The organism is Halopseudomonas pachastrellae, from assembly GCF_900114765.1.
Taxonomy (GTDB): Bacteria; Pseudomonadota; Gammaproteobacteria; order Pseudomonadales; family Pseudomonadaceae; genus Halopseudomonas; species Halopseudomonas pachastrellae.
On sequence record NZ_FOUD01000008.1, the window covers coordinates 92,589 to 117,581 of the forward strand.

Genomic DNA, 24,993 nt, shown 5'->3' on the forward strand with positions numbered 1-24,993 from the left:
CCAGTTCACATGCAAGACTGCTACGCTGAAACAGGCAGACTGCCGTCAGCGCAAGGAAGAGTTCATGAATAGCCAAACGGCCCCAGAGCAGCACGCCGCCACCCTGCCCGATCTGATCGAAAAGCTGCTGCAGCAACAAGGCATCGCCTACCAGCTCAGGCCAACCAGCGACAGCTGGCCAGCCGCCCAGCAAGTTCAGGCAAGCCTGCTGTGTGATGCCGTCGGCACGGTACTGACACTGATTCCCAAGGACCACCTGCTGGACCTGAAGGTACTGGGTGCGCTGCTCGGCCGTGAGCTTGAGCCGGTGCGCGACCAGCAGCTGCAACGCATCCTCAGCAAGCACCAGTTGAACCAGCTGCCAGGCCTGCCGATCCTGTTCAATTCGCCCTGCGTGTGCGAGCAAAGCCTGCTGGAGCACAGCGAAGTCTGTCTGGACAGCGGCCTGACCGGCTGGAGCCTGGTGATCAGCCAGGATGGCGCCCGCACCCTCATGGGCAAGGCCAGCCTGGCGCGCTTTGCCGTCCCAATGGCCGGACTGAGCATGGTATCCAGCGGTATCGAGCAGGACGGCAGGGACTTCAGCGACGCGGTGCAGAACTTCACCGCCCTGCGCATGAAGCAGCGCCTGGAAGAAACCATCGAGATTCCCCCGCTGCCCGAGTCCGCACAAAAGATCATGAAGCTGCGGGTAGACCCCGACGCCGACATCGCCGATCTGGCCGATGTGGTCGAAACCGACCCCAGCCTGGCCGCGCAAGTCGTCAGCTGGGCCGCCTCCCCCTACTACGCCGCCCCCGGCAAAATCCGCTCGGTGGAAGACGCCATCGGCCGGGTACTGGGCTTTGATCTGGTCATCAACCTGGCTGTCGGACTGGCGCTGGGCAAAACCTTCCGTCTACCGGGCGATGCCCCGGAGCGCAGCACGCCTTACTGGGAGCAGGCCATCTACACCGCCGCCGTGATCGAGGGGCTGGCCAAGGCGATGCCGCGTGAGCGCCGGCCCGAGCTGGGCCTGAACTACCTGGGTGGCCTGCTGCATAACTTTGGCTACCTGGTGCTGGCGTATATCTTCCCGCCTTACTTCAAGCTGATCTGCCGGCATATCGAAGCCAACCCCCACGTGCCCCCGCACCTGATCGAGCAGCACCTGATCGGCGTCAGCCGTGATCAGGTTGGCAGCTGGCTGATGCACTACTGGGACATGCCGGAAGAAATCTGCACCGCCTTGCGCCAGCAGCACAACCCGCTATATCAGGGCCAGGATCACACCTACGCCAACCTGATCTACCTGAGTCTGGCGTTGCTCAGCCAGCACGATATTGGCTGCGGTCCACGCATGCCTATCCCCGACACGCTACTCGCCCGTCTGGGGCTCGATCGTGCGCAGGCTGATGCGGCGGTAGACAAGGTGCTGGATGCGCGCGATGCGCTGCGCTCGCTGGTCAACAAGTACCAGACGCAGAAGTAGACAGGGGCTCGGATGAGCCCCTGTCAGACAGCGGAATCAGTTGACGGCGTCGCGCAGGCTCTTGCCGGGTTTGAAGGATACGGTGTTGCTGGCCTTGATCTTGACCGGCGCGCCAGTCTGAGGGTTTTTGCCGGTACGCGCGCCACGGTGGCGCTGCAGGAAGGTGCCGAACCCCACCAGGGTAACCGAGTCTTTCTCGCTCAGGGCCTTGGTGATTTCGTCCAGCACGGCGTTGAGTACCCGGTTCGCCTGATCCTTGCTCAGGTCGGCCTTGTCGGCGATCGCCGCCGCGAGATCTGGTTTACGCATATGAAGCCTCATTGTCTGTTGTTTTTGTTTTGACCGCCGCGTCCTCGCAGCGGGCTTGCCAGAGCATCTGCGTCAATGCCACAGGCTCCATCGAAGCCCGGCCAGCATGGCACGACTGAGCCAGATGCGCCAGCCGTCTCACCCCTGAAGCGGCAGCCTATCACGCAATTTCCCGACAAATGGCCCGTTAGGACAACCAGGCCGGCAATTCACGGGTCAGCAGAGCCTTTTCAGATACCGCCGCGCCAGTCAGAGCAAAGCCCTGCAGCTGCCCCGTCTGATCGATAAAGACCGCCCGCAGGTCCTCCCCTTCACCGCTGATCTGCCACTCGCCGCTGACGCCGGCAAGCGGCGGCGATACCACCAGCGGACACGCCGGCGTCTTGACCATGATCGGCATGGCTGGATAGCTGACGGCAGCGGGCGTGCCTGCCAGGGTTTTGGCCAACGCGCGGGCCGAGGTCATCAGCGGCATCACGTACATGAGATTCAGCCCCGCCACCTCGGCGCAGTCGCCCAGCGCATAAATGTGCGGGTCGCTGCTGCGTAGTTGCGCATCGACCAGCACACCGCGCCCGACGCTCAGGCCGGCCGCAGCGGCCAAATCGGTGCGCGGTGCCAGACCAATGGCCGAGAGCCCCTGATCGGCATGCACTTCGCTGCCGTCATCAAGCAGCGCCAGCAGGGCATCATCACTGGCCGCCAGTTCACGAATGCCACAGCCCAGATGAAAGGTCACGCCCAACGCTTCGAGGCGGCGTTGTACCGCCGCCGCGACCGGCTCCGGCAGCAGCTGAGGCATCAACCAGGGGTCGGTAGCCACCACCGTCACCTCAAAGCCGCCCAGACTCAGGTCATTGGCAAACTCGCAACCAATCAGCCCGGCGCCGATGATCAGCACCTTTTTGCGCCCGGCCAGCGCCGCGCGGAAACGCCCGTAGTCCGTCAGATCGTTGATCGACAGCAGGCGCTCACCCAACTGCTCACGCCAGGGCAAGGCGCGCACCTCGGCCCCCAGCGCCAGCACCAGATCGCTATAGGCTTGCTCGCGATCACCCAGAGTCAGGGTGCGCTCAGCCGGATCGATGGCGCTGACAGGCACGCCGGTGAGCACTTCTGCGCCAATCTGAGCGGCCATCGCTGCGGCGTCCTGCATGGCCAGCTCATCGGCTTCCTTGCCCTTGGCAAAGCCGGTCGAGAGCAACGGTTTGGAATAAAAACGGCCGTCATCGGCACTGACCAGCAGCATGGGGCGCTGATTATCCAACTTGCGAAATTCCTTGGCCAGGTTGTAGCCGGCCAGGCCGGTTCCGACAATAACCAGCGGGGCGGTGTCTGCCACGGGTAGGGGTCTCCTGCAGGGGGTATCAGTCAGCGCGGCGGATTCAACCGATCTCGATCATCTCGAAATCTTCCTTGCCTACGCCGCAATCGGGGCACATCCAGTCCGCCGGAACGTCTTCCCAGCGGGTACCCGGAGCAATACCGTCATCCGGCCAGCCCTCGGCTTCGTCATAGATGTACCCACACACGATGCATTGCCACTTCTTCATACTTGCTTCTCACGGTGTTCGGATGTTGTTCTCGGGGGTCAAGTCAGACAGGACAATATGACAGTGCGGCCTGAAAATGGCACCTGTTGGCAACTGCACGCCAGCCTGACGCAAACAGACCCTACCGTAACCGCCCTGCAAGTCCAAGGCCAACCCCCCGGCACAGCAGCGCCCGAAACAGAGGGCTTTCATGGTACCCTTGCCGGCACCTTTACCCTCTGCTCAGACCTTGCGATTACCGAATGTTGCCCGACTGGTATCCTGCCGACCAACACCCCGCGCCACCGCCCGAGCCGCTGTTCGACTGGCTCTGCCATGAGGGCTCGCTGACCCAGCGACTGACCGAAGCCGGCGACCGGGACTTTCGCGTCGAACTGCTGCAACAAGCCCCCCAACCGGCTCGCGAAGACGAAGCCCAGGCCCTGGGTCTGGCCACCGGCGCCCCAGTCTGGACCAGAGAAGTAGTGCTGCACACTGCCGGTGCACCGCGGGTCTACGCCCGCTCGGTGGCGCCGCCCAGCGCGCTTGGCAACGCCGAGATGGCGCTCGACAACCTGGGCACCACCAGTCTGGGACATCTGCTGTTTCGCAACCCGCAGATCCAGCGCGGCCCCATCGAGATCAGCCGCTACCCGGCGGCCTGGCTGCCGACGGCCTGGCGTGCCGAGGGCCTGTGGGCCCGCCGCTCGCACTTCTCCGACGGTGCATTGCAGCTGCTGGTGTGTGAAGTATTCTTGCAGGGCTGGCCCGCCGCCGGCACCTGAGCCCCCGCTACTGACTGGAGAACTGCCTTGCTCGGTCTGCTGATCAAACCTCTGGTACGCCTGCATCCACGGGCCAAGGACTACATCGAGCTGATGCGTCTGGATCGCCCGATCGGCACCTACCTGCTGCTCTGGCCGACGCTCTGGGCGTTGTGGCTGGCCGCCGAAGGTGTGCCGGATATCAGCACCCTGATCATCTTTGTCCTCGGCGTCATCCTGATGCGCGCGGCCGGCTGTGTGATCAACGATTACGCCGACCGCGACTTTGACGGCCACGTCGAGCGCACACGCGAGCGCCCGCTGGCGACCGGCCGAATCAGTGCCCGTCAGGCGCTGATTGCCTTTGCCATGCTGGTAGGCCTGAGCGGCCTGCTGGTGCTGCTGACCAACGCCCTGACCATTCAGCTGGCCTTTGTCGGTGTGGGCCTTGCGGCGCTGTACCCCTTCTGCAAACGCTTCACCTTTTACCCTCAGGTGGTGCTCGGCGCAGCCTTCTCCTGGGCGATTCCAATGGCCTTTGCCGCCCAGGCCGGCACGCTGCCGATGCCCCTGTGGCTGCTGTTTATCGCCAATCTGCTGTGGACCGTGGCCTACGACACCGAATACGCCATGTGCGACCGCGAAGACGACCTGCGCATCGGCATCAAGTCCACCGCCATCCTGTTTGGCGACGCTGATCGGCTGATCATCGGCCTGCTGCAGGGGCTGACGCTGGTCTGCCTGCTGCTGGTCGGCGCGCGCTTTGACCTGGGCCTGTATTACTACCTGGGCCTGCTCGGCATGACCCTGGGCTTTGCCTGGCAGCACTGGCTGATGCGCGAGCGTGAGCGCCTTGCCTGCCTGCAAGCCTTTCTGTCCAATCACTGGGCCGGCATGCTGGTGTTTATCGGCCTGGCTCTGGACTACGCGCTGCGCTGATGCAGCCCAGCCATGCTGCAACAGACTTGCCCTTGCCGCGTAATACAACTGAAATAAAAGTGTTATCTAATCGGCGCATGACTCATATCTGCAACGAGACGGAAAACCATGTCAGGTAAAAGCATTCTGATCGTCGATGATGAGGCGCCTATCCGCGAAATGATCGCAGTAGCGCTGGAAATGGCCGGCTACACCTGCCTTGAGGCCGAAAACACCCAGCAGGCGCACGCCTGTATCGTCGACCGTAAACCCGATCTGATTCTCCTCGACTGGATGTTGCCGGGCACCACCGGTATCGAACTGGCCCGTCGACTCAAGCGCGACGAGCTGACCGCGGACATTCCGATCATCATGCTCACCGCCAAGGGCGAGGAAGACAACAAGATCCAGGGCCTGGAAGTCGGCGCCGACGACTACATCACCAAGCCCTTCTCCCCGCGCGAACTGGTCGCCCGCCTGAAAGCCGTACTGCGCCGCGCCGGCCCGGTCGACAGCGAAGCACCGATCGAGGTTGCCGGGCTGATGCTCGACCCGGTCAGCCACCGGGTCACCATCGACGAATCGGCCGCCGAGATGGGCCCCACCGAGTACCGTCTGCTGCAGTTCTTCATGACCCACCAGGAACGCGCCTATACCCGCGGCCAATTGCTTGATCAGGTCTGGGGTGGCAATGTCTACGTCGAGGAACGCACCGTCGATGTGCACATCCGCCGCCTGCGCAAGGCGCTGGGCAACAAGTACGAACATCTGGTACAAACCGTCCGCGGAACCGGCTATCGGTTTTCGACCAAGGCCTGAGGTGTCGCTCAGGGAAGATCACGCAAGGGTCTGTTGACGCTTCGTTCACACGCCTGTTGCTGCCTGTAAAGCCGCCAATCAAGGAGCGAGGAGCGTAGTTTGTTCAGCACATCCCTGTGCTTCACCCCTTCGGGGCTGGCGCGCAAAAACGCTCCCGGCGTTTTTGTGGTTATTCCAAATAAACGACGAGCGACGCAGAGTGGCGGCTTTACAGGCGCAACCTCGGCGGCCCCACCCGAAGGGCCGGGCCATTTTTCGGCCATGCTGCGTTGTCGGTCCCTTATGTGGAATAACCACACTGCACTCCCTCCGCCTTGCCTGGCCGGAAAATGGCCTTCGGCAGGCGAGCGAACGAAACGTCAACAGACCCTAGATGAGCGTATTCAGTGACCAGACATAGTTTCAGCCGCGTGCTTAGTCAATTGCTGCTACTGGTGCTGGTCTGCCTGCTGGTCGGCTGGATAGTTGGGCAGCCCGCCTGGGTGTTGGTGGTGGGCTTAGGCTGCTATCTGGCCTGGACCCTGCGCCAGATGTCACGCTTCTACCACTGGTTGAGCAGCCACCCCAATGATCCGCCACCCGAAGCGCGCGGCATCTGGGGCGAAATTTTCGACAGTATCTACCACATGCAGCGCCGCGACGGCCGCATGCGCGCGCGCCTGCAAGCGGTGATCGACCGCATTCAGGCCTCCACTGCCGCCCTGCGCGAAGCGGTGGTTATGGTTGACCGTGATGGTCACCTGGAGTGGTGGAACCACGCTGCCGAGCGGCTGATCGGTCTGCGCAGTCCGGACGACAGCGGCCAGCACGTTGCCAACCTGATCCGCGACCCGCGTTTTATCGAGTACTTCGAGCAGGGCGACTTTCGCGAGCCGCTGGAAATCCCCGCGCCGGCCGACATAAACATCCAGCTGCAGTACGCGATTACCCGCTACGGGCCGGGCGACCGCCTGATGGTGGTACGCGACGTCACGCGGCTGCACAACCTGGAACAGATGCGTAAGGACTTTGTCGCCAACGTCTCCCATGAACTGCGCACGCCACTAACTGTGGTGGTGGGCTATCTGGAGACCATGCTCGACCTGGACGACGACCTCAACCCGCGCTGGAAACGGCCGCTGCAGCAGATGCAGCAGCAGGCCAGCCGCATGCAGGCCCTGCTCAACGACCTTTTGCTGCTGGCGCGCCTGGAAACCTCAGACAACCCGAGCGAAGACGAGCTGGTCGATGTGCGCCCGCTGCTGGAGCACATCCGCAAGGACGCTGAAGCCCTGTCCGGCGAACGAGGCCACCACATCAGTCTGCACATTGACGGCAATACCCGCCTGCACGGGATTGAGGGGGAGCTGCGTAGCGCCTTCTCCAACCTCGCCTTCAATGCAGTGAAATACACCGCCGATGGCGGCGAAATAACCCTGCGCTGGCACAGCGACGCACAGGGCCAGCACTTGAGCGTGATCGACAATGGCGAAGGGATTGCGCCGCAGCACCTGATGCGCCTGACCGAGCGCTTCTACCGGGTGGATACCAGCCGCAACAGCACCACCGGTGGCACCGGTCTGGGCCTGGCGATCGTCAAGCATGTGCTGCTGCGCCACCAAGGCAAGCTGGAGATAAAGAGCGAGGTTGGCAAGGGCAGCAACTTCAGCTGCCACTTCCCGCCTGAGCGGAGCGTCTGAGCAACTCAGGCGCTTGGTGAATAGTGTGCCTGGGCCGTGCCCGATGCGATCAGGCGTGACAGGTAATCCAGCTTTTCCGGGTCCTGGTCGACGAACTTCAGCGTCACCTTGACCCAGTCGCAATCCACCTTGGCCTCCAACGCCGCCACGGCGTGCACGTAGCCGTTAATGCGCGCTACCGACCGGTCGGCGTCCTGCTCCAGATCCAGCACACCGCTTTCAAATACCTGCGGCAAACGCTCGCCGCGGCGCACCACCACCAGCGCATCGCGCAGGCTCAAGTGTTTGATCACACAGGCGAACTGCTCGCCGGCCAGGCGCAGCTGGGCCTGGCCCCGAACACGCTGACCACCAGCCTGCTCTGCCGCAGGCGGTGTCGGCGCGGGCTGCGCGGCACGCGGCGGGCTCGCTGCCGCAGGAGCAGGAGCAGGAGCAGGAGCAGGAGCAACAGGCGAGCTGGTCTGCCGGCCACCGGTCAAGTTGGCCACCGAGCCTATCGCCGAGCCCGTGCTGGCACGCGGACGCGGTGCCTGCAGCTGCGCCAGCTTGCCGGCCCGCTGTAACGCCTTTTTGACCTTGGCAATCAGTTGTTCGTTGCTGAACGGCTTACCGATGTAATCGCTGACACCAGCCTGAATCGCCTCGACCACGTTTTCCTTGTCGCCCCGGCTGGTCACCATGACAAAGGGAGTCGAGCCCTGATCCGGCTGGGCACGAAACCACTGCAGCAACTCAAGGCCACTCATTTCGGGCATTTCCCAATCACACAGGATCAGATCGAACCCCGTGCGTGACAGCACCTGCTGAGCCTTGCGCCCGTTGACGGCTTCCTCGATTTGCAAACCGGGAAAGTGGCTGCGCAAGGCCTTTTTGACCAGATCACGGATGAACGGGGCGTCATCCACAATCAGGACCGATACATTCGACATAAGGGCGTTATCCTCACTTATTAAGCGTACTTTACCCCAGAGAGCCCGCCTGGCGACAACCGACATGCAAATGGCCACCATTGACAGTGTAATGACCTGAGCTAACGTAAGAGCTGAGCAGTTACTTTCATCCTGAATCGTCGGACACCCATTGCGGTGTCGCAGTCGTCGATACCCGACACGGAGGTGTGGGTTTTGACGAATTTCATGCAGTGGAGCGCGGCCGAGCGCCGACCTCCAGACATACCCCAACCCTTGCCTTGTTCCGTTGCGGCCAGCCCGCCGTTGCTGCGGCTTCCTGCCGCGCCACCACGCTGACGGAGCAACGCCATGCCAACCCTGAGCCCGACGGCCCTCGCGCCGTCACAGCGGGTCGTGGTCGAATCCATCGGCTCCGCCCGTCCGGCCCTCGCTGGCTTACTGGCCAGCCAGTTAGGGCTGCCAGCCAATCAGGTCGCCAACGCCCTGTACAAGGCCCCCTCGGTTCTGCTTGAAGCGCTGCCGCAGGAGCAGGCCTGTGGGCTGGCCAACATACTGCAACAGGCAGGTCTGTCGGTGCGGGTCGAACCCAACAACGTGCCCCGACCTGCAGCGGCAGCCACCTTCGACATTGCCCTTTACGTCAGCGACGTGGCGGACCTGCCGGCCTGCTGCGAGCGCCTTGCAGGCTTCCTTGGCTGTCTCCCGGTCGCCGTGCTGGGCCTGCTAAGCAGCCCGCCCGGCGTCATCATTGGTGAGGTCAGCGCCGCCACCTGCGCCGCGCTGGAACAACAGCTTGAGGGCCTCGCCGCAGAGCTGGTCTGCTCGCGACGCGATCAGGCGCGCTACCAGCTGCTGATCGAACGCGACCCCGGCCCCTCGCTCGACAGCCTGCTGCATGACCTGCGCCAGCTTGGCCTGACGCCAGACCCGCACACGGGTCAGCCGCAGGGCACGCTGGATCACACCAGTGCCCAGCAGCTGTGGCGCCGTCATCAGGCCGGCGGTGGGCTGCGCCTGCTCGACACCGCCTTTTTGCGCTACGACCTGTCACTGGAGGCAGTGGATGCGGGCAGCCAGACCGACCGCCTGCCCGAGCTCGCCGGCCTGCCGGCCGAGCTGATCGACTGTGTACTGGAAAACCTGCCGGTGGTGGTCGAGGAAGGCGTAGCCCATAGCGCCCTGCAAGACCGGCTGCAGCGCTGGCAAGCCGCCGGCATGCCGGTACGGCCGCAGGTCGCCAGCCTGCGCCGCTGCCGCTTGCGTATACCGGCCGGCAGCCAGCTTGCGCCCGCGCTGGGCCTGCTGCAGCAAAGCGGCCTGCTGCCGCCGGACAGCCCTGTGCCACGTCTGCCGTGGCAATCCCCCGTGCTGCACGGCGAGCTGCTGCCACGCTGGCTGCAGCAGGGCCTGGAGCAACTCGACATCCCCATCGAATGGCAGGAACTGGATCATGAACAGCACTGACAAGGCGCACCAGTTGCATCTGGGTATCGCCGAACAGGGCAAGGTGCTGGCCTTGGCCGGGCGCCACGCCGATGCCCTGCAGCATTATCAAGAAGCCCTGCGCATGGCGGTCAGCAGCCGCGCACCGGAGGTGTTCTTCCGCCACTACACCCAATGCGTGATGGAAAGCCTGGAGCTGAGCGGCGAGCTGGACAGCGTACTGCGTTACTGCAACGAGGCCGAGGCGCACTACGCCCGGCTGGACTCACCGCTGCCACTGGTCGCCCGCGACCGCGCCGAGAACCTGCAGCGCCGTGGCTGCATCCAGCTGCGCCAGGGCCAGCTTGCTGACGCACTGGCCAGCCTGCAGCAGGCCATCGCCCTGGTGCAGCCACCGGAACTGCCGTTGGCCCGCGCACTAGTCGGCTGGGCCGCCCGCGGCCTGAGTATCGGTGAGCGACAGCTGCGCGACGCGCAGCAGCGCCATGCGTATTTCATTGTCCGCAAGGGGCTGGTCGAGCCCAAACGGGCCATCCCCCTGCCGCCCGAGCGCCTGCGCAGCGCCCACGCGGCCTCACTTGTTTGAATAACAGGAGCCAGGCATGAGTGACTACAACGGTCTTCGCCCCGGACAGGTGCTGGCCGACGCCAGCGTCGCCGACTTTATCTCCAGCCTCGGACTCGGCATCGCCCGCGCCCAGCAGGCGCTGGATACCAACTCCATCGAGCAACTGGACGCCTTTATCCAACCGATACCCGGGCTTGGCGGCAAGACGCTGATCGAGATGGGCTTCAGCCCCGCCTTCTACCACTACCAGCACGCCGACATCAGTTGCTCGATGAACCTGCACCTGCGGGTGGAAGAGTCTACCGGCGTCGACTTCGGCATCAACGGCGCCTACAACAACGCCGAAACCAGCAACGACGACAGCGACAGCAGCTCGTCGAGCAGCAGCAGCGGGAGTCGCAGCGAAACCCGTAACCGTGAGGCCAGCCTGCAAATCACCGCGCAGTCGGCCGGCGAGGTGCGCATCAACGACAATCGCGTGGCGCTCAGCGGCGCCGACCTGGAGAGCCGTCTGGCCAGCCTGGTCGATGGCCTGGCCGGCAATGCCGACATCAGCGCCGTGGCCTTCGAGCGCAGCGAAACCCCGATCAACCCGACCACCGATGCCAGCCCGCAGCAAGTCATCGTTTCACCCAATGCCGTCGCCTTCCGCGCCTTTGGCTACGCGGGCGGCGTGATTCGCATTGCCAGCAACAGCGATACCACCTTTGTCGCCAACCCCGACACCAGCCTCAGCGTCACCCGCTCCAACAGCGTGGCCAACTACGCTCGCAAGGTAAAAACCGCCTTCGAGGATGCCGGCTTTGAGGTGACCCACTGGCCGCCGGGCGAGCCAATTCATGAAGTGCTGTTTGATATCGACCGTAACCATATCCGCGCCGATCAGCGCGACGCCCTGCAGGAGAACGCGCAGATGCTGGCCCGCGCCGGCGTCCCCTTTCGCCTGGTTGGCCACGCCGACGCGCCGGCCAGCCCCGGCTACAACCTGGGGCTGTCGCAGCGCCGGGTGGACGAGGTCAAACGTCAACTGATTGCCAACGGGGTGGACCCAGCGCAGATCACCTCTGCGGTCGGCGAAGGCGAAGCCGCCGCCAACCCCGGCGGCGCCGAAGGTGTCCCGCATGATCAGGCCCACCGCCGGGTACAGATTCTGCTGGATGTCGACCTGCTGGTGATCGAGGGCGCCGATGGCCAGGTGATCAGCGGCGTCGAGCCCGACCGCCGCGATCACGCCGAGTCAGCCAGCAACGGCTGGATTCACACCTTTGATGCCAACGACATGAGCGGTGTGAACGGCAAGCAGGTCAGCGCCGAGGGCCGCAGTTGGACGCTGTCAGGCAGCGCGGTGGACGGCCACGCCGCCGACAGCCCGCAGGCCTTTGCAAAAAACCTGGCCAACAGCATCAATGCCGACGAGGGGAGCCAGGTCAGCGCCTCCGCCGGCGGCGCGGTCTGCAACCTGGCGCGCAAGAGCGACCCGATACAGCTGCACCTGATCAGCACCTCCAGCCGCGACCTGCGCATGACCAGCAGCGAGAGCATCACCATCAACGAGCAGTTTGCCAACAGCAGCAGCGAGCGCGAGACCACCCGCCGCACCGGCAACAGCACAGTCGCCTTTGGCGCCACCTTGGATGTCCGTCATGCCAAGCAGTTCGAGCTGGATGTCACCGGCAACTCGTCGATCTCCGCCCGCCTGGTGTCGATTCCTGCGCCGCCGGAATTCCTCGACACCATCCGCAGCTATCTGGGGAGCTAGGCCATGAGCGAGACCACCACTGTCACCCGCTCGCTGGTCAGCGCACCCCTACCGCAGATCATCGAGCGCCTGGGCCTGTCGATCGCCCAGGCCCAGGCCGCACTGGACAACAACTCGGTCAAGGTCGCCCAGGCCATGGCCGAGACGCCGGTCGAGCTGGGCGGCCAGACCTACAACCTGCTGACGCTGGGCTTTACCCCCAGTTTCTACGCGTTCACCGAGGCCACGGTGGAGGCCAAGCTGTCGTTCAGTATGTCTGAAACCACCGAAACCTCGGTATCGGCCGGGGTCACCGCCAAGGTCAATTACGGCGTCGTCATGGTCGCGGCCAGCGTCGATGTCTCCTACGCACGCAAGTTTTCTGTCTCCGCCGAAGGGTCCAGCTCGATTGCCGCTCGTCTGGTATCGCTGCCTGCCCCTGAAGCCTTCAATGAAGTCCTGCGGCGCCTGTACGACGACGGGCTGCCCGGAGCCGACAACTGATCCGTCGATATCCCAACAAGGAGCAACACCATGAGTATTGGACGAGAGCTGTTGAACGTGCCGATGGGCGACATGATTCGCCAGATGGCCTTCGCCATCGCCGAGGCGCAGGTCAAGCTGGACGAAAGCTCGATCGAAGTCGCCGAGATGATGGGCGGCCTGCGCACCGTATACGACGACGAGGGCAATATCGCCTTTGACGATAGCCGCATCTTCTTCGGCCATGAGTATATGACCCCCTCCGAGGCCGACTCCCTCGTCGCGCTTGATCCGGGCTACGGCGAGATCGTCACCGCCGCCAAGAAGCACCAGACCGACAACGGCCAGATTCGCGTGCCCACCCGCCTATCCATGCTGGAGCTGGGCTTTACCCCGGTGTTCTACAACTTTGTCGACACCATCATCGAGGTGAAGATCGCCATCAAGATCACCCGTAGCAGCGAGTACAGCCGTACCTCCAGTAACAAGACCACCAAAAACAGCGCCAGCAAGAAGGGCAGCGGCCTGTTCGGCAAGGTCTTCGGTGGCCGCGATAGCAACCGCTCCAGTGTCTCAACCAGCCAGGTGGACGCCAGCTACGCCTCCAAATACTCCTACTCTGCAGAAGGCTCCAGCCTGCTGCGCACCAAGCTGTCACCCGTGCCGCCGCCGCCGATCCTCGAAGAGCGCATTCGCGCGATGATGGAAGAGGCCGAAGCCCGCCGGCAACCGGCGCCCGCGCCGGAAGATGACGACTGAGGAGACCCGCCATGAGTGTCGGATCAGAACTGCTCAACGCGCCCTTCCCGCTGATCGTGCGCAACCTCGGCGTGGGCATTGCCGAGGCCCAGTTGGAGCTGGACCTGGTGTCGCTGCGCATCGCGCGCATGATGGCGGGCTTCCCTACCGGCAGCGACGAAGAGGAAGACGGCCCCGAGGCCCCCTACAAGGTCGAGTTCAGCAACGGCAAGTCCTACAGCCTGCTGGAGCTGGGCTTTACCCCCAGCTTCTACCAGTTTGTCGACACTGTGATCGAGCTGAAGCTGTCGATCAGCATCAACAGTGAGCGCAGCTCGACCCACAAGCGCAGTCAGGTCAAATCCAGCGCCAAGGGGGTGGGCTTGCCCTTCTTTGCCGCTGGCTCGGTCAGCGCCAGCTCGGTCAGTGCCAGCTACGCCAGCAAGTACCAGTATTCGGCCGAAGGCAGCTCGGTGATGCGAACCAAACTGGTGCCGGTGCCCGCGCCGGCGATTTTGGAGGAGCGCATCCGCGCCCTGATCGACGCCGAGGCCGACGAATGAGCCGCAAGACCTGGCGCGATCTGGCCCGGCAACAAGGCAGCCCCCAGCCTGCGCCCGCCAGCCCCGACCTGCAGCAGCTGGCAGGTCAGGTGCCCGGCTTGCAACGCCTGCTTGAGCAGCGTGACACCCTGCAGCAGCAGATGCGCCGCCTGGGCGGTCAGGGTGATGACAGTGCCCCTGCCGACCGACGGTATCCGGTAGCCAGCGCCAGCGAGCGGCGCGCCGAGCACGCCGCCTGGGAGCGCCAGCGCGATGGCCAGAAGGCGCCGGCAGCGCTGGCACAGGTGCGCCAGGCAGCGGGAGCCGCGCGCCGCTGGCAGCAACAACGCGAACGTCAGCAACAGCAGGCCGGCAGTCGTGCAGGCCAACAGGCGCAGCAGCAACGCGCACTGATGCAGCGGCTGGACGAGCGCGTCGAGCAGGCCCGCAGCTGCGCCCGTGAGCGACCGCGCGAGACCCTTGCCGAGCCGCTGCTGCGCCCCCTGCACGACCGCCTGGACGGCGCCTTTCAGGCGCCCCCAGCCGTCACCTCCCTGAGTGACTTCGACAACCGTTACCAACGCCGCCAACACCGACTGCTGGGCGTGGACACCGGCTCGCTGGAAAACCTGCAGGAGCGCGCAGAGCAATTGGCCGAACGCCGCCAGCAGGCGCGCCGGGACGCGCGTCAGGCCGAGCGCCAGCAGGAACGACAACAGGCCCGCGCCGACGAACGCCGCCGCCAGCGCCCACACCTGAGCACCGACTGATCAAGAGCCCTGAACATGACCCAATCCAGTAAATTCGTCGCCAACTCGGTCGAGCAGATACTGCTCGGACTGGCCCGCGGTCTGCGCGACGCCCAGGCCGTGCTGGACGACCTGCCCCCGACCGACGCCTTTGGCCGGCCCCAACCGGGCTATCACCTGCCGTACCTGGACTTCAACATCAAAGCCACCGTGCAGGCCCAGCTGGACGCAGCCGAGGCCAGCAGCGGCATGAGCGTACTGCCCGGCACTCTGCGCAAGGCCCGGCCCATCCCGCAGCTGCAGCTCGCCCTGCCCAACCCCAAAAAGGCCCCGAGTGAGGCCAGCGGCAATACCGAGCTGATCAGCACCTTCAGCGGCCGGCTGGTGTCGGTACCGCCCAGCAACGCGCTGCCGGTGTTGCGCCTGGCCGCACGCAGCCTGGTCAAGAAGCCGGCCAAGCCTAGAGAACAGCAACTGCTGGTCACCCTGTCCAACAGCGCCGGCCAACTGATCAGTGACGCCGCCGTCGAGCTCAATCTGGATATCGACGCCAGCCTGGCGCTGAGCGAGGCCGCCGGAGCCAATGGCCTGACCGCCGAGCAGCTGCGCAGCGGCCTGCAACTCGGCAGCCGGCTGCTGCTGACCGACCAGCAAGGCAGCGCCAGCTGCGACCTCACGCTGGCTGCCGGCCTGCCCGCCAGTAGCCAACTGGTGCTGCTGGTCAGCAGCGGCGCCACCCTGACCCAGCTCATCCTGACCACATAGGATTCACCCCATGCAATGGAGCATTACCGGCACCCTCTTTGAGCCCGACGGCAAGGCCGCCAGTGGTCAAGTGGAAATTCAAACCTTCGAGCTGGCTCGCCGCCAGTGGCGCAGCGTTGCCAAGGCGCGACTGGATGCCAAGGGTAACTTCGCGATCAACCTGAACCTGGGCGACGGCCCTCAGCTGCCCGCCGTACGCCTGTGCGAAACGGTCAAGGCCAGGGAGACGCCTCGCGTACTGGCCGAAGGGGCGCTGGTGCAGGTTGAACCCGGCAAGCGAGTCCACCTGGCCTTTGGCGACATTGAGCGGCTGGGCGATCAGGCCGTTGCCCGGCGCGAGCGCAGCGCGCCCTTCAGCGCCACCGACGACTACCTGCTGGCAGGCACGCCCCGCGCCGTCGCCCAACTGACCGTCAACATGGCCGCGTTGCGGGTGAACCCGCAGCTGGTTACCCGCGCTCAGCCCGCCAGTACGCAGCTCAAGACCCAGGCAGCCTTGAGCAAGCAACTGGAAGCGCAATCGGTTGAGCTGAACCAGAAGGTGCTGCTGATCAACAATCTGGAGCGCGAGAAGCAAACCCAAGCCAACGAGCTGAAACAGGCGCAGCTGAAAATCAGCACGTTGGAAAAGCAGCTCAAGGACAAGCCTGCCGCTGCCGGCAACGAACAGATTGAGCTGGCGACCCAGCAGATCCGCCTGCACCTCAACGAGCAGATTCTCAAACAGGCGACCGAGTTCGAGCTAAAAGAAAGCGATCTGCAGCGCACCCTCAACCTGCGCAACCAGGAAATAGCGCAATTCTCCGAGCGCATCCGCGACCTCACCAAGGCCTCCCGTGAGGCAGCCGAGGAAGCAGCTCGCGCCCGGGAGGAAAGCGAAGAGCTGAAAGCGCAGCTCGATACCCAGGTCGATGCCGATCAGCTGTACGGCAACATCGCCCGTCAACTGCAACAGGCGCAGACCCAGCTCAGCAAGGATGGCGTGCCCTATCGCCTGGGCCGCGTCTCGCTCAACCTCAAGACCCTGGTCACCGGCAATAGCCTGACCCTGCCGACGCTCTCCGACCTGAAGAACAAGGGCAGCGCCGGCCTGTTCACCGATGTCGCGCTGGAATATCTGCCGGAGATGGACGACGGACCCGACACCGCCCCGGCCGGTATTACCGTGCCGGACTTCAGCGACCTGACCGAAACCCTCGCCCGCCGCCTGGCCCGCGACCTGGGCCTGGAGCTGGAGGCGGCCTACCAGAGTGTCGGCGACAGCGGCCAGCCGGTCGGTCAGGCCGTGCGCCAGTTGCCTGCCAAGGGCAGTGAAGTGGCGCTCGGCGAACGTGTACTGGTGGTATTCACTCAAACCTGAAGGACAGCCCCATGCCCACCATCAAGGAACTGGTCAGCGACGTCATGGCAGCGCCTATCGGCGAGCTTATTGCTGCCGTCGGCCAGGGCGTCGCCGATGCCCAGCAGGCGCTGGACCGTGGCTCGCTGGCGCAGATACTGGAGATCTACAGCCACGCCGACAGCGACGAACTCAAGCTGCTGCAGCAGATCGGCTATCAGCCCACCTTTTACGCTCTGCCGGAAACCACCGGCGAGATTCAGGTCGCTCTCAGCCTCAGCGGACAGCAGACGCCGGCGGCCACCCCTGCGCCAAAGCCGTTGCAGACCGTCTCGCTGGCCAGCCACCTGCGCACCAGCCTGCCGACCGCCCGCGTGTACGCCGCCCCGGTGAACGCCGACCTGACCAACCGCTACGGTTTTCAGGCAAACGCAGCGGCCAAGATTCAGTTCAAGATCGTGCCGATACCGGCGCCGGGCCAGGCCAGCGACATCCGTGTTGCCCCCAACCTGACCGGCATGCAGCTGGCGGCCGCCGAACAGCTCGGCAACCAGCTGGACATCAGCCTGGAGGTCGTCGACCAGCAGGGCAACCCGGTGTCTGACCCCGCGTCTACCGGCAAGATCAGCGCCCAGCAGCCAGAGGCAGGGGAAATCATGCTCGCCGGCGCGGTCATACAGGTCGAGCTGTAGTTAGGGCCAACAGACCCTAGTGGACGCGCATAAAAAACCCGCTCGGCAACGAGCGGGTTTTGCGTCTTAACGGTCGGGCGCAGGCCCGACCAATCAACTCAGCGCGGAGGCATCACAGCTCGCCGCGCAGCGCCTTGAGGAAGATCGCCTGATACTGCGCGGCGTCATAACGCTGGGGGTTGGTCTTGCCGGCCACGTCCTTGGCCGACATGGCACCGATGGTCTCGGCTTGGGCGTCATCGATGTTGATGTCCGCCAGGGTGTGCGGAATACCCAGCTCGGCGCGCAGATCCAGAACCCAGTCCAGCATGCCATCGAAGTTCTGCTTGGGCAGATCAAGGTAGCGAGCAGCGCGCGCCATCTCGTCTTCAATCACCGGGCGGTTGGCTTGCAGCATGTACGGCATGACAATCGCGTTCAGCAGACCGTGGTGCGCGTCATAAACGGCGCCCAGGCTGTGGGATACCGCGTGAATGCCGCCCAGACCACGCTGGAAGGCCACCGCGCCCATGCTGGAGGCCACCTGCATCTGCAGACGGGCGTCGATATCGTCGCCCTGCTTGGTTGCGCGCGGCAGGAAGTCCTTAACCAGACGCATGCCTTCCAGCGCGATACCCTCGGCCATCGGGTGATATACCGGGGCGCAGAACGCCTCGAGGTTATGCGCCAGTGCGTCCATACCGGTCGCAGCGGTCAGCTTGGCCGGCAGGCCAACGGTCAGCTCAGGGTCCAGAATCACGATGGCAGGCACCATCTTCTGGTGGAAGATAACGCGTTTGACGTGGCTTTCATCGTCGGTGATAACCACTGCCTGGCCAACTTCCGAGCCGGTACCGGCGGTGGTGGGCACAGCGACAACCGGCAGCATCTTGCTGGCATCTACGGTGCCGGGGCCTGCTTCCCACAGCGTGCACTCCTGGTGTGCAACCAGTGCGATAGCCTTGGCGGCATCAATGGCAGAGCCACCACCGAAGGCAATCACGCCGTCGTGCTGACCCGCTTTCAGCGCAGCGACGCCGTCGGCCACGTTGCCACCGGTGGGGTTGCCCTTCACGGCACTGAACAGACCGGCCTGCAGGCCCGCGTCACGGCACAGCTGCAGCGAGGCCTCAACCATCGGCAGTGCGGCCAGGCCAGGGTCAGTCACCAGCAGCGGAGACGTCATGCCCAACTGGCGGCAGGCTTTGGGCAGCTCACTGATACGACCTGCCCCCACGCGCACGGCGGTGGGGTAGTGCCAGTTCATGCTGTAGGACTTGATCTCCATGGTATCTCCGAATCTCTCAGGTTTTTGTAGGTGCAGGCGCATTGAGGCCCGCATTCTTGTATGAATCTTCGGCTGCGGGCAGACACAAGATACAAAATGAACTTATGTCCCGCAATGTACGCATATTTGCGACTTTGGTGCTGACACTCTGCGACAAATGAGCACTTGTCAAAGCACCATGGCCGGTCCATCTTGATGAAAGCAACAGCACCTTCACAACGACACAAGCAGGACCACCTGCAACCATGGCCCGTGAGGAACAACGATGAAACGCTTTATGATCACTGCCCTCAGCGCTGCCGCGCTGCTCAGCTCTGGCTCCCTGTTCGCCACAGACGGCGAGACCCTGTACAAAACCAAGGCCTGCGTAGCCTGCCATCAGATCGACACCAAGGTAGTCGGTCCTTCCTACAAGGAAGTAGCAGCCAAGTATGCCGGGCAGGACGGCGCGGTGGAAACCGTGGCCGACCACATCAAGAATGGTGTCTCCGGAATTTGGGGGCCGATTCCCATGCCTGCCAACCAGGTAACCGACGAAGAAGCCCGAATTCTGGCCGAGTGGGTGCTCAGCCAGTAATAACAAACCTCCAACAAAAAACCCGCCGTTTGGCGGGTTTTTTGTCAGCTGAAGCAGACCTTACTCGTCGGCCGCGCTGCTTCCCTTGACCTCGGCTTCCATGCGCTTGAGGCCAATATGACGCACATCGGTGCCCTTGACCAGGTAGATCACATGCTCGGCTACGTTGCGCGCATGATCGCCCACCCGTTCCAGTGAGCGCAGCACCCAGAGGATGTTGAGCACACGGCCGATGGAGCGCGGGTCTTCCATCATGAAGGTGACCATTTCACGCATGGCGGTCTTGTACTCCTGGTCCACCGCTTTGTCTTCGCGAGCAACCGAGAAGGCCTGCTCGGTGTCCATGCGGGCGAAGGCATCCAACGCCTCCTGCACCATGCGACGCACGTGGTGGCCAATATGGCGGCACTCGACATAGCCGCGCGGCGCCTGACCGTCTTCGGCCAGATCCCGCGCACGCTTGGCGATCTTCGAGGCTTCGTCACCGATGCGCTCCAGATCGACAATGATCTTGCTGATGCTGACCACCAGACGCAGGTCACTGGCTGCCGGCTGACGCCGCGCCAGGATGCGCAGGCACTCCTGGTCGATATCCAGCTCCATCTGGTTGATGGCGTCGTCCTTCTCGCGCACCTGCTGCGCCAGCTTGGCATCGCCCTCGATCAGGGCAACGATGGCGTCATTGATCTGTTTCTCGACCAGACCGCCCATCTCCAGCAACTGGGTGCGAATTTCCTCAAGTTCGTCATTGAACTGCTGGGAAATATGCTGATTGAACAATTCTTTATCTGAGGGCATGGCGCAGCGCTCCCGGGTTAACCGTAACGGCCGGTGATGTAGTCTTCCGTCTGTTTCTTAGACGGGTTGGTGAACAGCGTATTGGTGTCACCGAACTCGATCAGTTCACCCATATACATGAAGGCAGTGTAGTCCGACACGCGGGCCGCCTGCTGCATGTTGTGGGTCACGATGACGATGGTGAACTTGGACTTCAGTTCGTTGATCAGCTCTTCGATCTTCAGGGTGGAGATCGGGTCGAGGGCCGAGGCCGGCTCGTCGAGCAGCAGCACTTCCGGCTCGACCGCAATGGTGCGGGCAATACACAGACGCTGCTGCTGACCACCGGACATGCCCAGCGCAGACTCGTTCAGACGGTCCTTGACCTCATCCCACAGCGCCGCGCCCTTGAGCGCCCACTCGACCACTTCATCCAGCGTGCGCTTGTTGTTGACGCCCTGAATGCGCAGACCGTAGGCAACGTTCTCGTAGATCGACTTGGGGAACGGGTTGGGCTTCTGGAATACCATGCCAACGCGGCGACGCAGTTCGGTCACGTTGACGTCCTTGCCGTAGATGTCCTTGCCGTCGAGCAGAATTTCGCCGTCCACGCGGCAGCTGTCGACCAGATCGTTCATCCGGTTGAAGCAGCGCAGCAGGGTGGACTTGCCGCAGCCACTGGGACCGATAAACGCGGTCACGCGGTTGCGTGGAATCTTGATATTGACGTCGTGCAGCGCCTGCTTGGTGTCGTAGAACAGCGAGAGGCCAGGCACTTCCAGCGCGATGGACTCCTTGTCCATGTTCAGCTCCTGCTGGGAGCGGCCCAGGGCGCTCATATCCATTGCATGGGTCTTGGTCGTATTAGACATAGTCGTGCGTCCGCATAAAAAGGGTTATCAGTTTTCCAGTGCCTTGTACTTTTCGCGCAGGTGGTTACGGATGGAGACCGCTGCAAAGTTCAGCGCAGCGATAACCCCCACCAGCAACAGCGCAGTGGCGTACACCAGCGGACGAGCCGCTTCGACGTTGGGGCTCTGGAAGCCGACGTCATAGATGTGGAAGCCCAGGTGCATGAACTTCTGGTCCAGGTGCAGATAAGGGTAGTTGCCGTTGACCGGCAGGCTCGGTGCCAACTTGACCACACCCACCAGCATCAGCGGTGCCACCTCACCGGCAGCGCGGGCCACGGCGAGAATCAGGCCGGTCATCATGGCCGGGCTGGACATCGGCAGGATCACCTTCCACAGGGTTTCCGACTTGGTCGCACCCAGGGCCAGCGAGCCTTCACGCAGCGAGCGCGGAATCCGGGTCAGACCTTCTTCGGTGGCCACGATCACCACCGGCACGGTCAGCAGGGCCAGGGTCAGCGATGCCCAGAGCATACCGCCGGTACCCAGTGTCGGCGACGGGAGGGCCTCGGGGAAGAACAGCTGGTCGATGCTGCCACCAAGCAAATAGATGAAGAAACCCAGACCAAATACGCCGTAAACGATGGAGGGAACACCGGCGAGGTTGTTCACCGCGATGCGAATGGTGCGGGTCACCACACCCTGCTTGGCGTATTCACGCAGGTAAACCGCAGCCAGTACACCAAACGGGGTGACGATGATCGACATCAGCAGCACCATCATCACGGTACCGAAGATCGCCGGGAACACACCGCCTTCAGTATTCGCTTCGCGCGGCTCGTCGCTGACGAACTCCCACAGCTTGCTGAAGTAGTGACCGATCTTGGCGCTAACGCCCATGGCATTGGGACGGAACACCCGCACGACCTTGCTCAGGCTGACATCAACCTCGCGGCCATCCATCGAGCGCAGGTGCACGCTGTCGCGGTTGAACTCGCGGTACAGGCCCACCAGTTGCGCCTCTAGCTCGGCGTACAGGTCATGCTGCACCTTGCGTTCGGCATCCAGCTCAGCCTGCAGCTCCGGGGTCAGAGCGTTGTCCAGTTCCAGACCACGCTCGCGCAGACGGATGCGCTCCAGCTGGGAGTTGATTTTGCCAATGGCACCGGTTTCCAGCGCGTGGATATCGCTGTAGATCTCCAGCGCACGGTCCACCGCCGGCTGCAACGCCTGCCAGGCTTGATCACCTTCGGCGATCACCTCGCCGTCCTGCTTGACCTGCTGGACATAGCCATAGAAGTTACCCCACTCGCGGCGTTCAACCACCACGATGTCTTCGGGATAACGCTCGTCTGTCAGCCAATCAGCAACAATCCAGCGGAAATCGGCACCATTGAGGTCACGGTTGCCCACCTTGAGCAGTTCGCGGTCCATGAACTCGGTCTGCTCCGGATCCACCGGCAGGCCGGCACTGTGCAGACGCTCGGTCGGCACCTGCTCACGGGTGGTTACCTCGCCGATCAGCGTGATGGCGGGCTGGCCCGGGATGGTGTACTCGGCTTCGACCACATCGGCCGGCCAGAAGTGGCTCAGACCACGCACGGCGATCATTGCCAGCAGACCGAGCGTCATGATCACGGCAATCGCGACCGCGCCGCCGTTCATCCAGATCCAGGGGGTGCCGGATTTGAACCAGGTTGTGAAGTTACCTTGTTTCACTGTCTCGATTCCCCTGCTCAGAGTGACGCGTATTTCTTGCGCAGACGCTGACGAATCAGTTCTGCGGCCGTGTTCATCAGGAAGGTGAAGCTCAGCAACACCAGCGCAGCGAGGAACAGCAGTCGGTAATGGGTACTGCCCACCTCGGACTCCGGCATCTCGACGGCGATGTTGGCCGACAGGGTGCGCATGCCCTCAAAGATGTTCCAGTCCATGATCGGCGTGTTGCCGGTGGCCATCAGCACGATCATGGTTTCACCTACGGCGCGGCCCATACCGATCATGACCGCCGAGAAGATCCCGGGGCTGGCGGTCAGGATGACCACGCGGCTGAGGGTCTGCCAGGGCGAGGCGCCCAGCGCCAGCGAGCCTTGGGTGAGGTGGCGCGGCACGCTGAAGACGGCATCTTCGGCAATCGAGAAGATGGTCGGAATCACCGCAAAGCCCATGGCCAGACCCACCACCAGCGAGTTGCGCTGGTCAAAGTTGATGCCCATGTCGCGGGTCAGGAACACGCGCATGTCACCACCGAAGAACCAGGCCTCGACGTACACACTCATGGTGAAGCAGAACCAGCCCAGCACGATCAGCAGCGGAATCAGCAGCGCCGCCTCCCAGCCATCAGGCACACGCTGGCGCAGCTTGGGCGGTGCCAGGCTCCACAGGTAGGCAAACAGGATGAAGGCAATCGGCGTGAGAATCAGCAGCGAGACGATGCCCGGCAGGTTGTCCTCCAGCAGCGGCGCCAGCCAGAGACCGGCCAAAAAGCCCAGAATCACCGTTGGCAGCGCTTCCATCAACTCGATCACCGGCTTGACCTTGCGGCGCATCGCCGGGGCCATGAAGTACGCGGTGTAAACAGCGGCAGCAATGGCAATCGGGGTGGCCAGCAGCATCGCGTAGAACGCGGCCTTCAGCGTACCGAAGGTCAGCGGCGCCAGGCTCAGCTTGGGCTCAAATTCGGAGGTAGCCGAGGTGGACTGCCAGACGTAATCAGGCTCAGGGTAGCTCTCGTACCAGACCTTACCCCAGAGTGAACTCCAGGACACTTCCGGGTGCTCGTTGTGCACATCCCAGTAGCTCAGCTGGCCGTTATCGTGCTCAACCAGCAGGTGGTCGGCGCGCGGGCCGATGGCAAAGGCCTGTACCTGCTCACCACCAAGCGGCTCGACCAGCAGGTTGTTGTGGGCGGTCGAGTTGTAGACGCCCAGCTGGCCCTCGGCATCCAGAGAGAGGAATACCTTGCGGCGTTCTTCCGGCTGAACCAGGGCAATGGCACTGCCCTCTTGCTGGTCAAACTCACGCACCCGGGTCAGCTGCGGATTGCCATTGCCACGCACCATAAACCACTGCGCCAGGCCACCGCTGCTGTCGCCGACAATCAGCGAAATGCCGCCCAGCATCAGGTTGGCCGACGTTATCGACTTACCGGAACCTTCGAGCACGCGGTAGCGGCCATTCAGCTCACCACCCTTGCGCAGCGCCAGCACGTCTACATACTGCTCGCCATTGACCACATACATCCACTGACGCAGCGGGTCGATCAGAATCTGCCGCACCTCGCCCGTCGCCGGCTCCAACGTCAGGGCACGCTCATTGCGGGTTTCCGCACCGGTCATCAGGTTGCGGGTAACACTCACGGTGATGCCCACCAGCTCGCGGCCCACGCTGGCAGCCAGCACCAGGCCGTCGCTGTCGCCGCTCATGGCCACCTGGCTCAGCGCGCGACCCTGCTCATCCAGGGTGATAGGCGCATCGCCATAGGGAAAGACCAGGCTCGGGGTAATCAGGCGAACATCATCGGGGTAAGTCACCTTGTAGTTGTGCTGGGCAATCAGCACCTGGCCATTACTCAGGCCGACTACAAAGCGACGGGAATTGGGGGTTTCGACGCTGAAGCTGGTTACTTCCACGCCAGCCGGAATCGGCAGTTGCTGCTGCAGAACCGGTTGTCCGTCCTGCGCCTTGAAGAAACTCACCTGACCACTGCGGGCCACACGAATAGCGACCTCGCCCTGCTCTTCCATCGCCAGCATCAACGGCGGGTCGTTGGCCTGCACCCAGCTTGCGCTGTAGCGCTCCTGCTCTTCGATCTCGGCACCACCAAACAGCGGCAGCACCTCGTACAGCAGGTAAAGGAAGATCAACAGAACGGCCACAATGACGCCCAGACCGCCCACCGCAACATACCAGCGGGTGAGATGGTCCTTGAAATGACGCGCCGCCCGGTGGCGTTGCATCGCTGGCGTATTGAAGTCCACGCGAGAGGTTTTGGGTGGGGATTGAGTAGTCATGGCGCACACCCTACAGGGTCAATATGACGGATTGGTTACAGCCAGGTG

The 24,993-nt window shown here is 63.4% G+C and carries 25 protein-coding genes; 16 read left to right on the plus strand and 9 right to left on the minus strand.

All coding sequences use genetic code 11. The features are described 5' to 3' along the window. The first annotated feature begins 64 nt into the window (after positions 1-64). Positions 65-1,471 (plus strand): aminoacyl-tRNA deacylase and HDOD domain-containing protein, encoded by a 1,407-nt coding sequence (locus BM116_RS07975; RefSeq protein WP_083723915.1) that lies wholly within the window; start codon positions 65-67, stop codon positions 1,469-1,471. A 36-nt stretch (positions 1,472-1,507) separates the two neighbouring features. Here BM116_RS07975 and BM116_RS07980 read toward each other — a convergent pair whose 3' ends face one another. From BM116_RS07980 to rubA, 3 genes are all read right to left on the minus strand, one after another. After that, positions 1,508-1,780, minus strand: a complete 273-nt coding sequence (locus tag BM116_RS07980) for an HU family DNA-binding protein (RefSeq protein WP_083723913.1) — start codon at positions 1,778-1,780, stop codon at positions 1,508-1,510. Between the two features lie 187 nt (positions 1,781-1,967). Further along, on the minus strand, positions 1,968-3,122 hold the full coding sequence (locus BM116_RS07985; protein ID WP_083723911.1) for an NAD(P)/FAD-dependent oxidoreductase: 1,155 nt from the start codon (positions 3,120-3,122) through the stop codon (positions 1,968-1,970). Positions 3,123-3,165: 43 nt separating this feature from the next. After that, the gene (rubA, locus tag BM116_RS07990; RefSeq protein WP_083723909.1) at positions 3,166-3,333 is read right to left on the minus strand and encodes a rubredoxin RubA; all 168 of its coding nucleotides are present in this window, start codon (positions 3,331-3,333) and stop codon (positions 3,166-3,168) included. A 242-nt stretch (positions 3,334-3,575) separates the two neighbouring features. Here rubA and BM116_RS07995 point away from each other — a divergent pair, with 242 nt between their 5' ends. The 4 genes from BM116_RS07995 (at position 3,576) to phoR (ending at position 7,492) form a co-directional block, all read left to right on the plus strand. Continuing rightward, positions 3,576-4,097, plus strand: a complete 522-nt coding sequence (locus BM116_RS07995; protein ID WP_083723907.1) for a chorismate--pyruvate lyase family protein — start codon at positions 3,576-3,578, stop codon at positions 4,095-4,097. Positions 4,098-4,124: 27 nt separating this feature from the next. Then, positions 4,125-5,015 (plus strand): 4-hydroxybenzoate octaprenyltransferase, encoded by an 891-nt coding sequence (ubiA, locus tag BM116_RS08000; RefSeq protein ID WP_090475096.1) that lies wholly within the window; start codon positions 4,125-4,127, stop codon positions 5,013-5,015. 108 nt (positions 5,016-5,123) lie between these two features. Next, the gene (phoB, locus tag BM116_RS08005; protein ID WP_083723905.1) at positions 5,124-5,813 is read left to right on the plus strand and encodes a phosphate regulon transcriptional regulator PhoB; all 690 of its coding nucleotides are present in this window, start codon (positions 5,124-5,126) and stop codon (positions 5,811-5,813) included. Positions 5,814-6,199: 386 nt separating this feature from the next. Continuing rightward, positions 6,200-7,492, plus strand: coding sequence for a phosphate regulon sensor histidine kinase PhoR (gene phoR / locus BM116_RS08010; protein ID WP_083723903.1), 1,293 nt, complete (start codon positions 6,200-6,202; stop codon positions 7,490-7,492). Between the two features lie 5 nt (positions 7,493-7,497). Here the strand turns inward: phoR and BM116_RS08015 are convergent, their stop codons facing one another. Further along, positions 7,498-8,421 (minus strand): response regulator, encoded by a 924-nt coding sequence (locus BM116_RS08015; RefSeq protein ID WP_083723901.1) that lies wholly within the window; start codon positions 8,419-8,421, stop codon positions 7,498-7,500. 330 nt (positions 8,422-8,751) lie between these two features. On the opposite strand from BM116_RS08015, the gene BM116_RS08020 reads away from it, so the two are divergent. The 10 genes from BM116_RS08020 to BM116_RS08065 are packed head-to-tail and all read left to right on the plus strand — an operon-like array spanning position 8,752 to position 17,460. After that, positions 8,752-9,867 (plus strand): hypothetical protein, encoded by a 1,116-nt coding sequence (locus BM116_RS08020; RefSeq protein ID WP_083723899.1) that lies wholly within the window; start codon positions 8,752-8,754, stop codon positions 9,865-9,867. After that, on the plus strand, positions 9,854-10,432 hold the full coding sequence (locus BM116_RS08025; protein ID WP_083723897.1) for a hypothetical protein: 579 nt from the start codon (positions 9,854-9,856) through the stop codon (positions 10,430-10,432). The genes BM116_RS08020 and BM116_RS08025 overlap by 14 nt, the downstream gene beginning before the upstream one ends. A 16-nt stretch (positions 10,433-10,448) precedes the next feature. After that, positions 10,449-12,173 (plus strand): OmpA family protein, encoded by a 1,725-nt coding sequence (locus BM116_RS08030; RefSeq protein ID WP_083723895.1) that lies wholly within the window; start codon positions 10,449-10,451, stop codon positions 12,171-12,173. Between the two features lie 3 nt (positions 12,174-12,176). Continuing rightward, positions 12,177-12,656, plus strand: a complete 480-nt coding sequence (locus BM116_RS08035) for a hypothetical protein (protein WP_083723893.1) — start codon at positions 12,177-12,179, stop codon at positions 12,654-12,656. A gap of 30 nt (positions 12,657-12,686) precedes the next feature. Continuing rightward, positions 12,687-13,394 carry a hypothetical protein gene (locus BM116_RS08040; RefSeq protein ID WP_211276235.1) on the plus strand — a complete coding sequence of 236 codons (708 nt, stop codon included), beginning with the start codon at positions 12,687-12,689 and terminating at the stop codon, positions 13,392-13,394. 11 nt (positions 13,395-13,405) lie between these two features. Further along, on the plus strand, positions 13,406-13,936 hold the full coding sequence (locus BM116_RS08045) for a hypothetical protein (RefSeq protein WP_083723891.1): 531 nt from the start codon (positions 13,406-13,408) through the stop codon (positions 13,934-13,936). Beyond that, the gene (locus BM116_RS08050; protein ID WP_083723889.1) at positions 13,933-14,685 is read left to right on the plus strand and encodes a hypothetical protein; all 753 of its coding nucleotides are present in this window, start codon (positions 13,933-13,935) and stop codon (positions 14,683-14,685) included. Before BM116_RS08045 ends, BM116_RS08050 begins: the two co-directional genes overlap by 4 nt. Before the next feature lie 15 nt (positions 14,686-14,700). Further along, complete coding sequence (locus BM116_RS08055) at positions 14,701-15,429, plus strand: hypothetical protein (RefSeq protein ID WP_083723887.1); 729 nt, start codon at positions 14,701-14,703, stop codon at positions 15,427-15,429. Positions 15,430-15,439: 10 nt separating this feature from the next. Next, positions 15,440-16,789 carry a PASTA domain-containing protein gene (locus BM116_RS08060; RefSeq protein ID WP_083723885.1) on the plus strand — a complete coding sequence of 450 codons (1,350 nt, stop codon included), beginning with the start codon at positions 15,440-15,442 and terminating at the stop codon, positions 16,787-16,789. Positions 16,790-16,800: 11 nt separating this feature from the next. Continuing rightward, positions 16,801-17,460: a PASTA domain-containing protein gene (locus tag BM116_RS08065; protein ID WP_083723883.1), complete on the plus strand. Its 660-nt coding sequence runs from the start codon at positions 16,801-16,803 to the stop codon at positions 17,458-17,460. A gap of 112 nt (positions 17,461-17,572) precedes the next feature. On the opposite strand, the gene BM116_RS08070 is transcribed toward BM116_RS08065, so the two are convergent. Continuing rightward, on the minus strand, positions 17,573-18,727 hold the full coding sequence (locus tag BM116_RS08070; RefSeq protein ID WP_083723881.1) for an iron-containing alcohol dehydrogenase: 1,155 nt from the start codon (positions 18,725-18,727) through the stop codon (positions 17,573-17,575). Positions 18,728-19,004: 277 nt separating this feature from the next. On the opposite strand from BM116_RS08070, the gene BM116_RS08075 reads away from it, so the two are divergent. Then, the gene (locus tag BM116_RS08075; RefSeq protein ID WP_407920308.1) at positions 19,005-19,304 is read left to right on the plus strand and encodes a c-type cytochrome; all 300 of its coding nucleotides are present in this window, start codon (positions 19,005-19,007) and stop codon (positions 19,302-19,304) included. Between the two features lie 60 nt (positions 19,305-19,364). Here BM116_RS08075 and phoU read toward each other — a convergent pair whose 3' ends face one another. From phoU to BM116_RS08095, 4 genes are all read right to left on the minus strand, one after another. Beyond that, the gene (gene phoU / locus BM116_RS08080) at positions 19,365-20,102 is read right to left on the minus strand and encodes a phosphate signaling complex protein PhoU (RefSeq protein WP_083723876.1); all 738 of its coding nucleotides are present in this window, start codon (positions 20,100-20,102) and stop codon (positions 19,365-19,367) included. 17 nt (positions 20,103-20,119) lie between these two features. Continuing rightward, positions 20,120-20,953 carry a phosphate ABC transporter ATP-binding protein PstB gene (pstB, locus tag BM116_RS08085; protein ID WP_083723874.1) on the minus strand — a complete coding sequence of 278 codons (834 nt, stop codon included), beginning with the start codon at positions 20,951-20,953 and terminating at the stop codon, positions 20,120-20,122. Positions 20,954-20,980: 27 nt separating this feature from the next. Then, entirely contained in the window at positions 20,981-22,597 is a 1,617-nt protein-coding gene (gene pstA / locus BM116_RS08090; RefSeq protein ID WP_090475099.1) for a phosphate ABC transporter permease PstA, read from the minus strand. A gap of 71 nt (positions 22,598-22,668) precedes the next feature. Further along, on the minus strand, positions 22,669-24,945 hold the full coding sequence (locus BM116_RS08095) for an ABC transporter permease subunit (protein WP_083723870.1): 2,277 nt from the start codon (positions 24,943-24,945) through the stop codon (positions 22,669-22,671). Between the last annotated feature and the right edge of the window lie 48 nt (positions 24,946-24,993).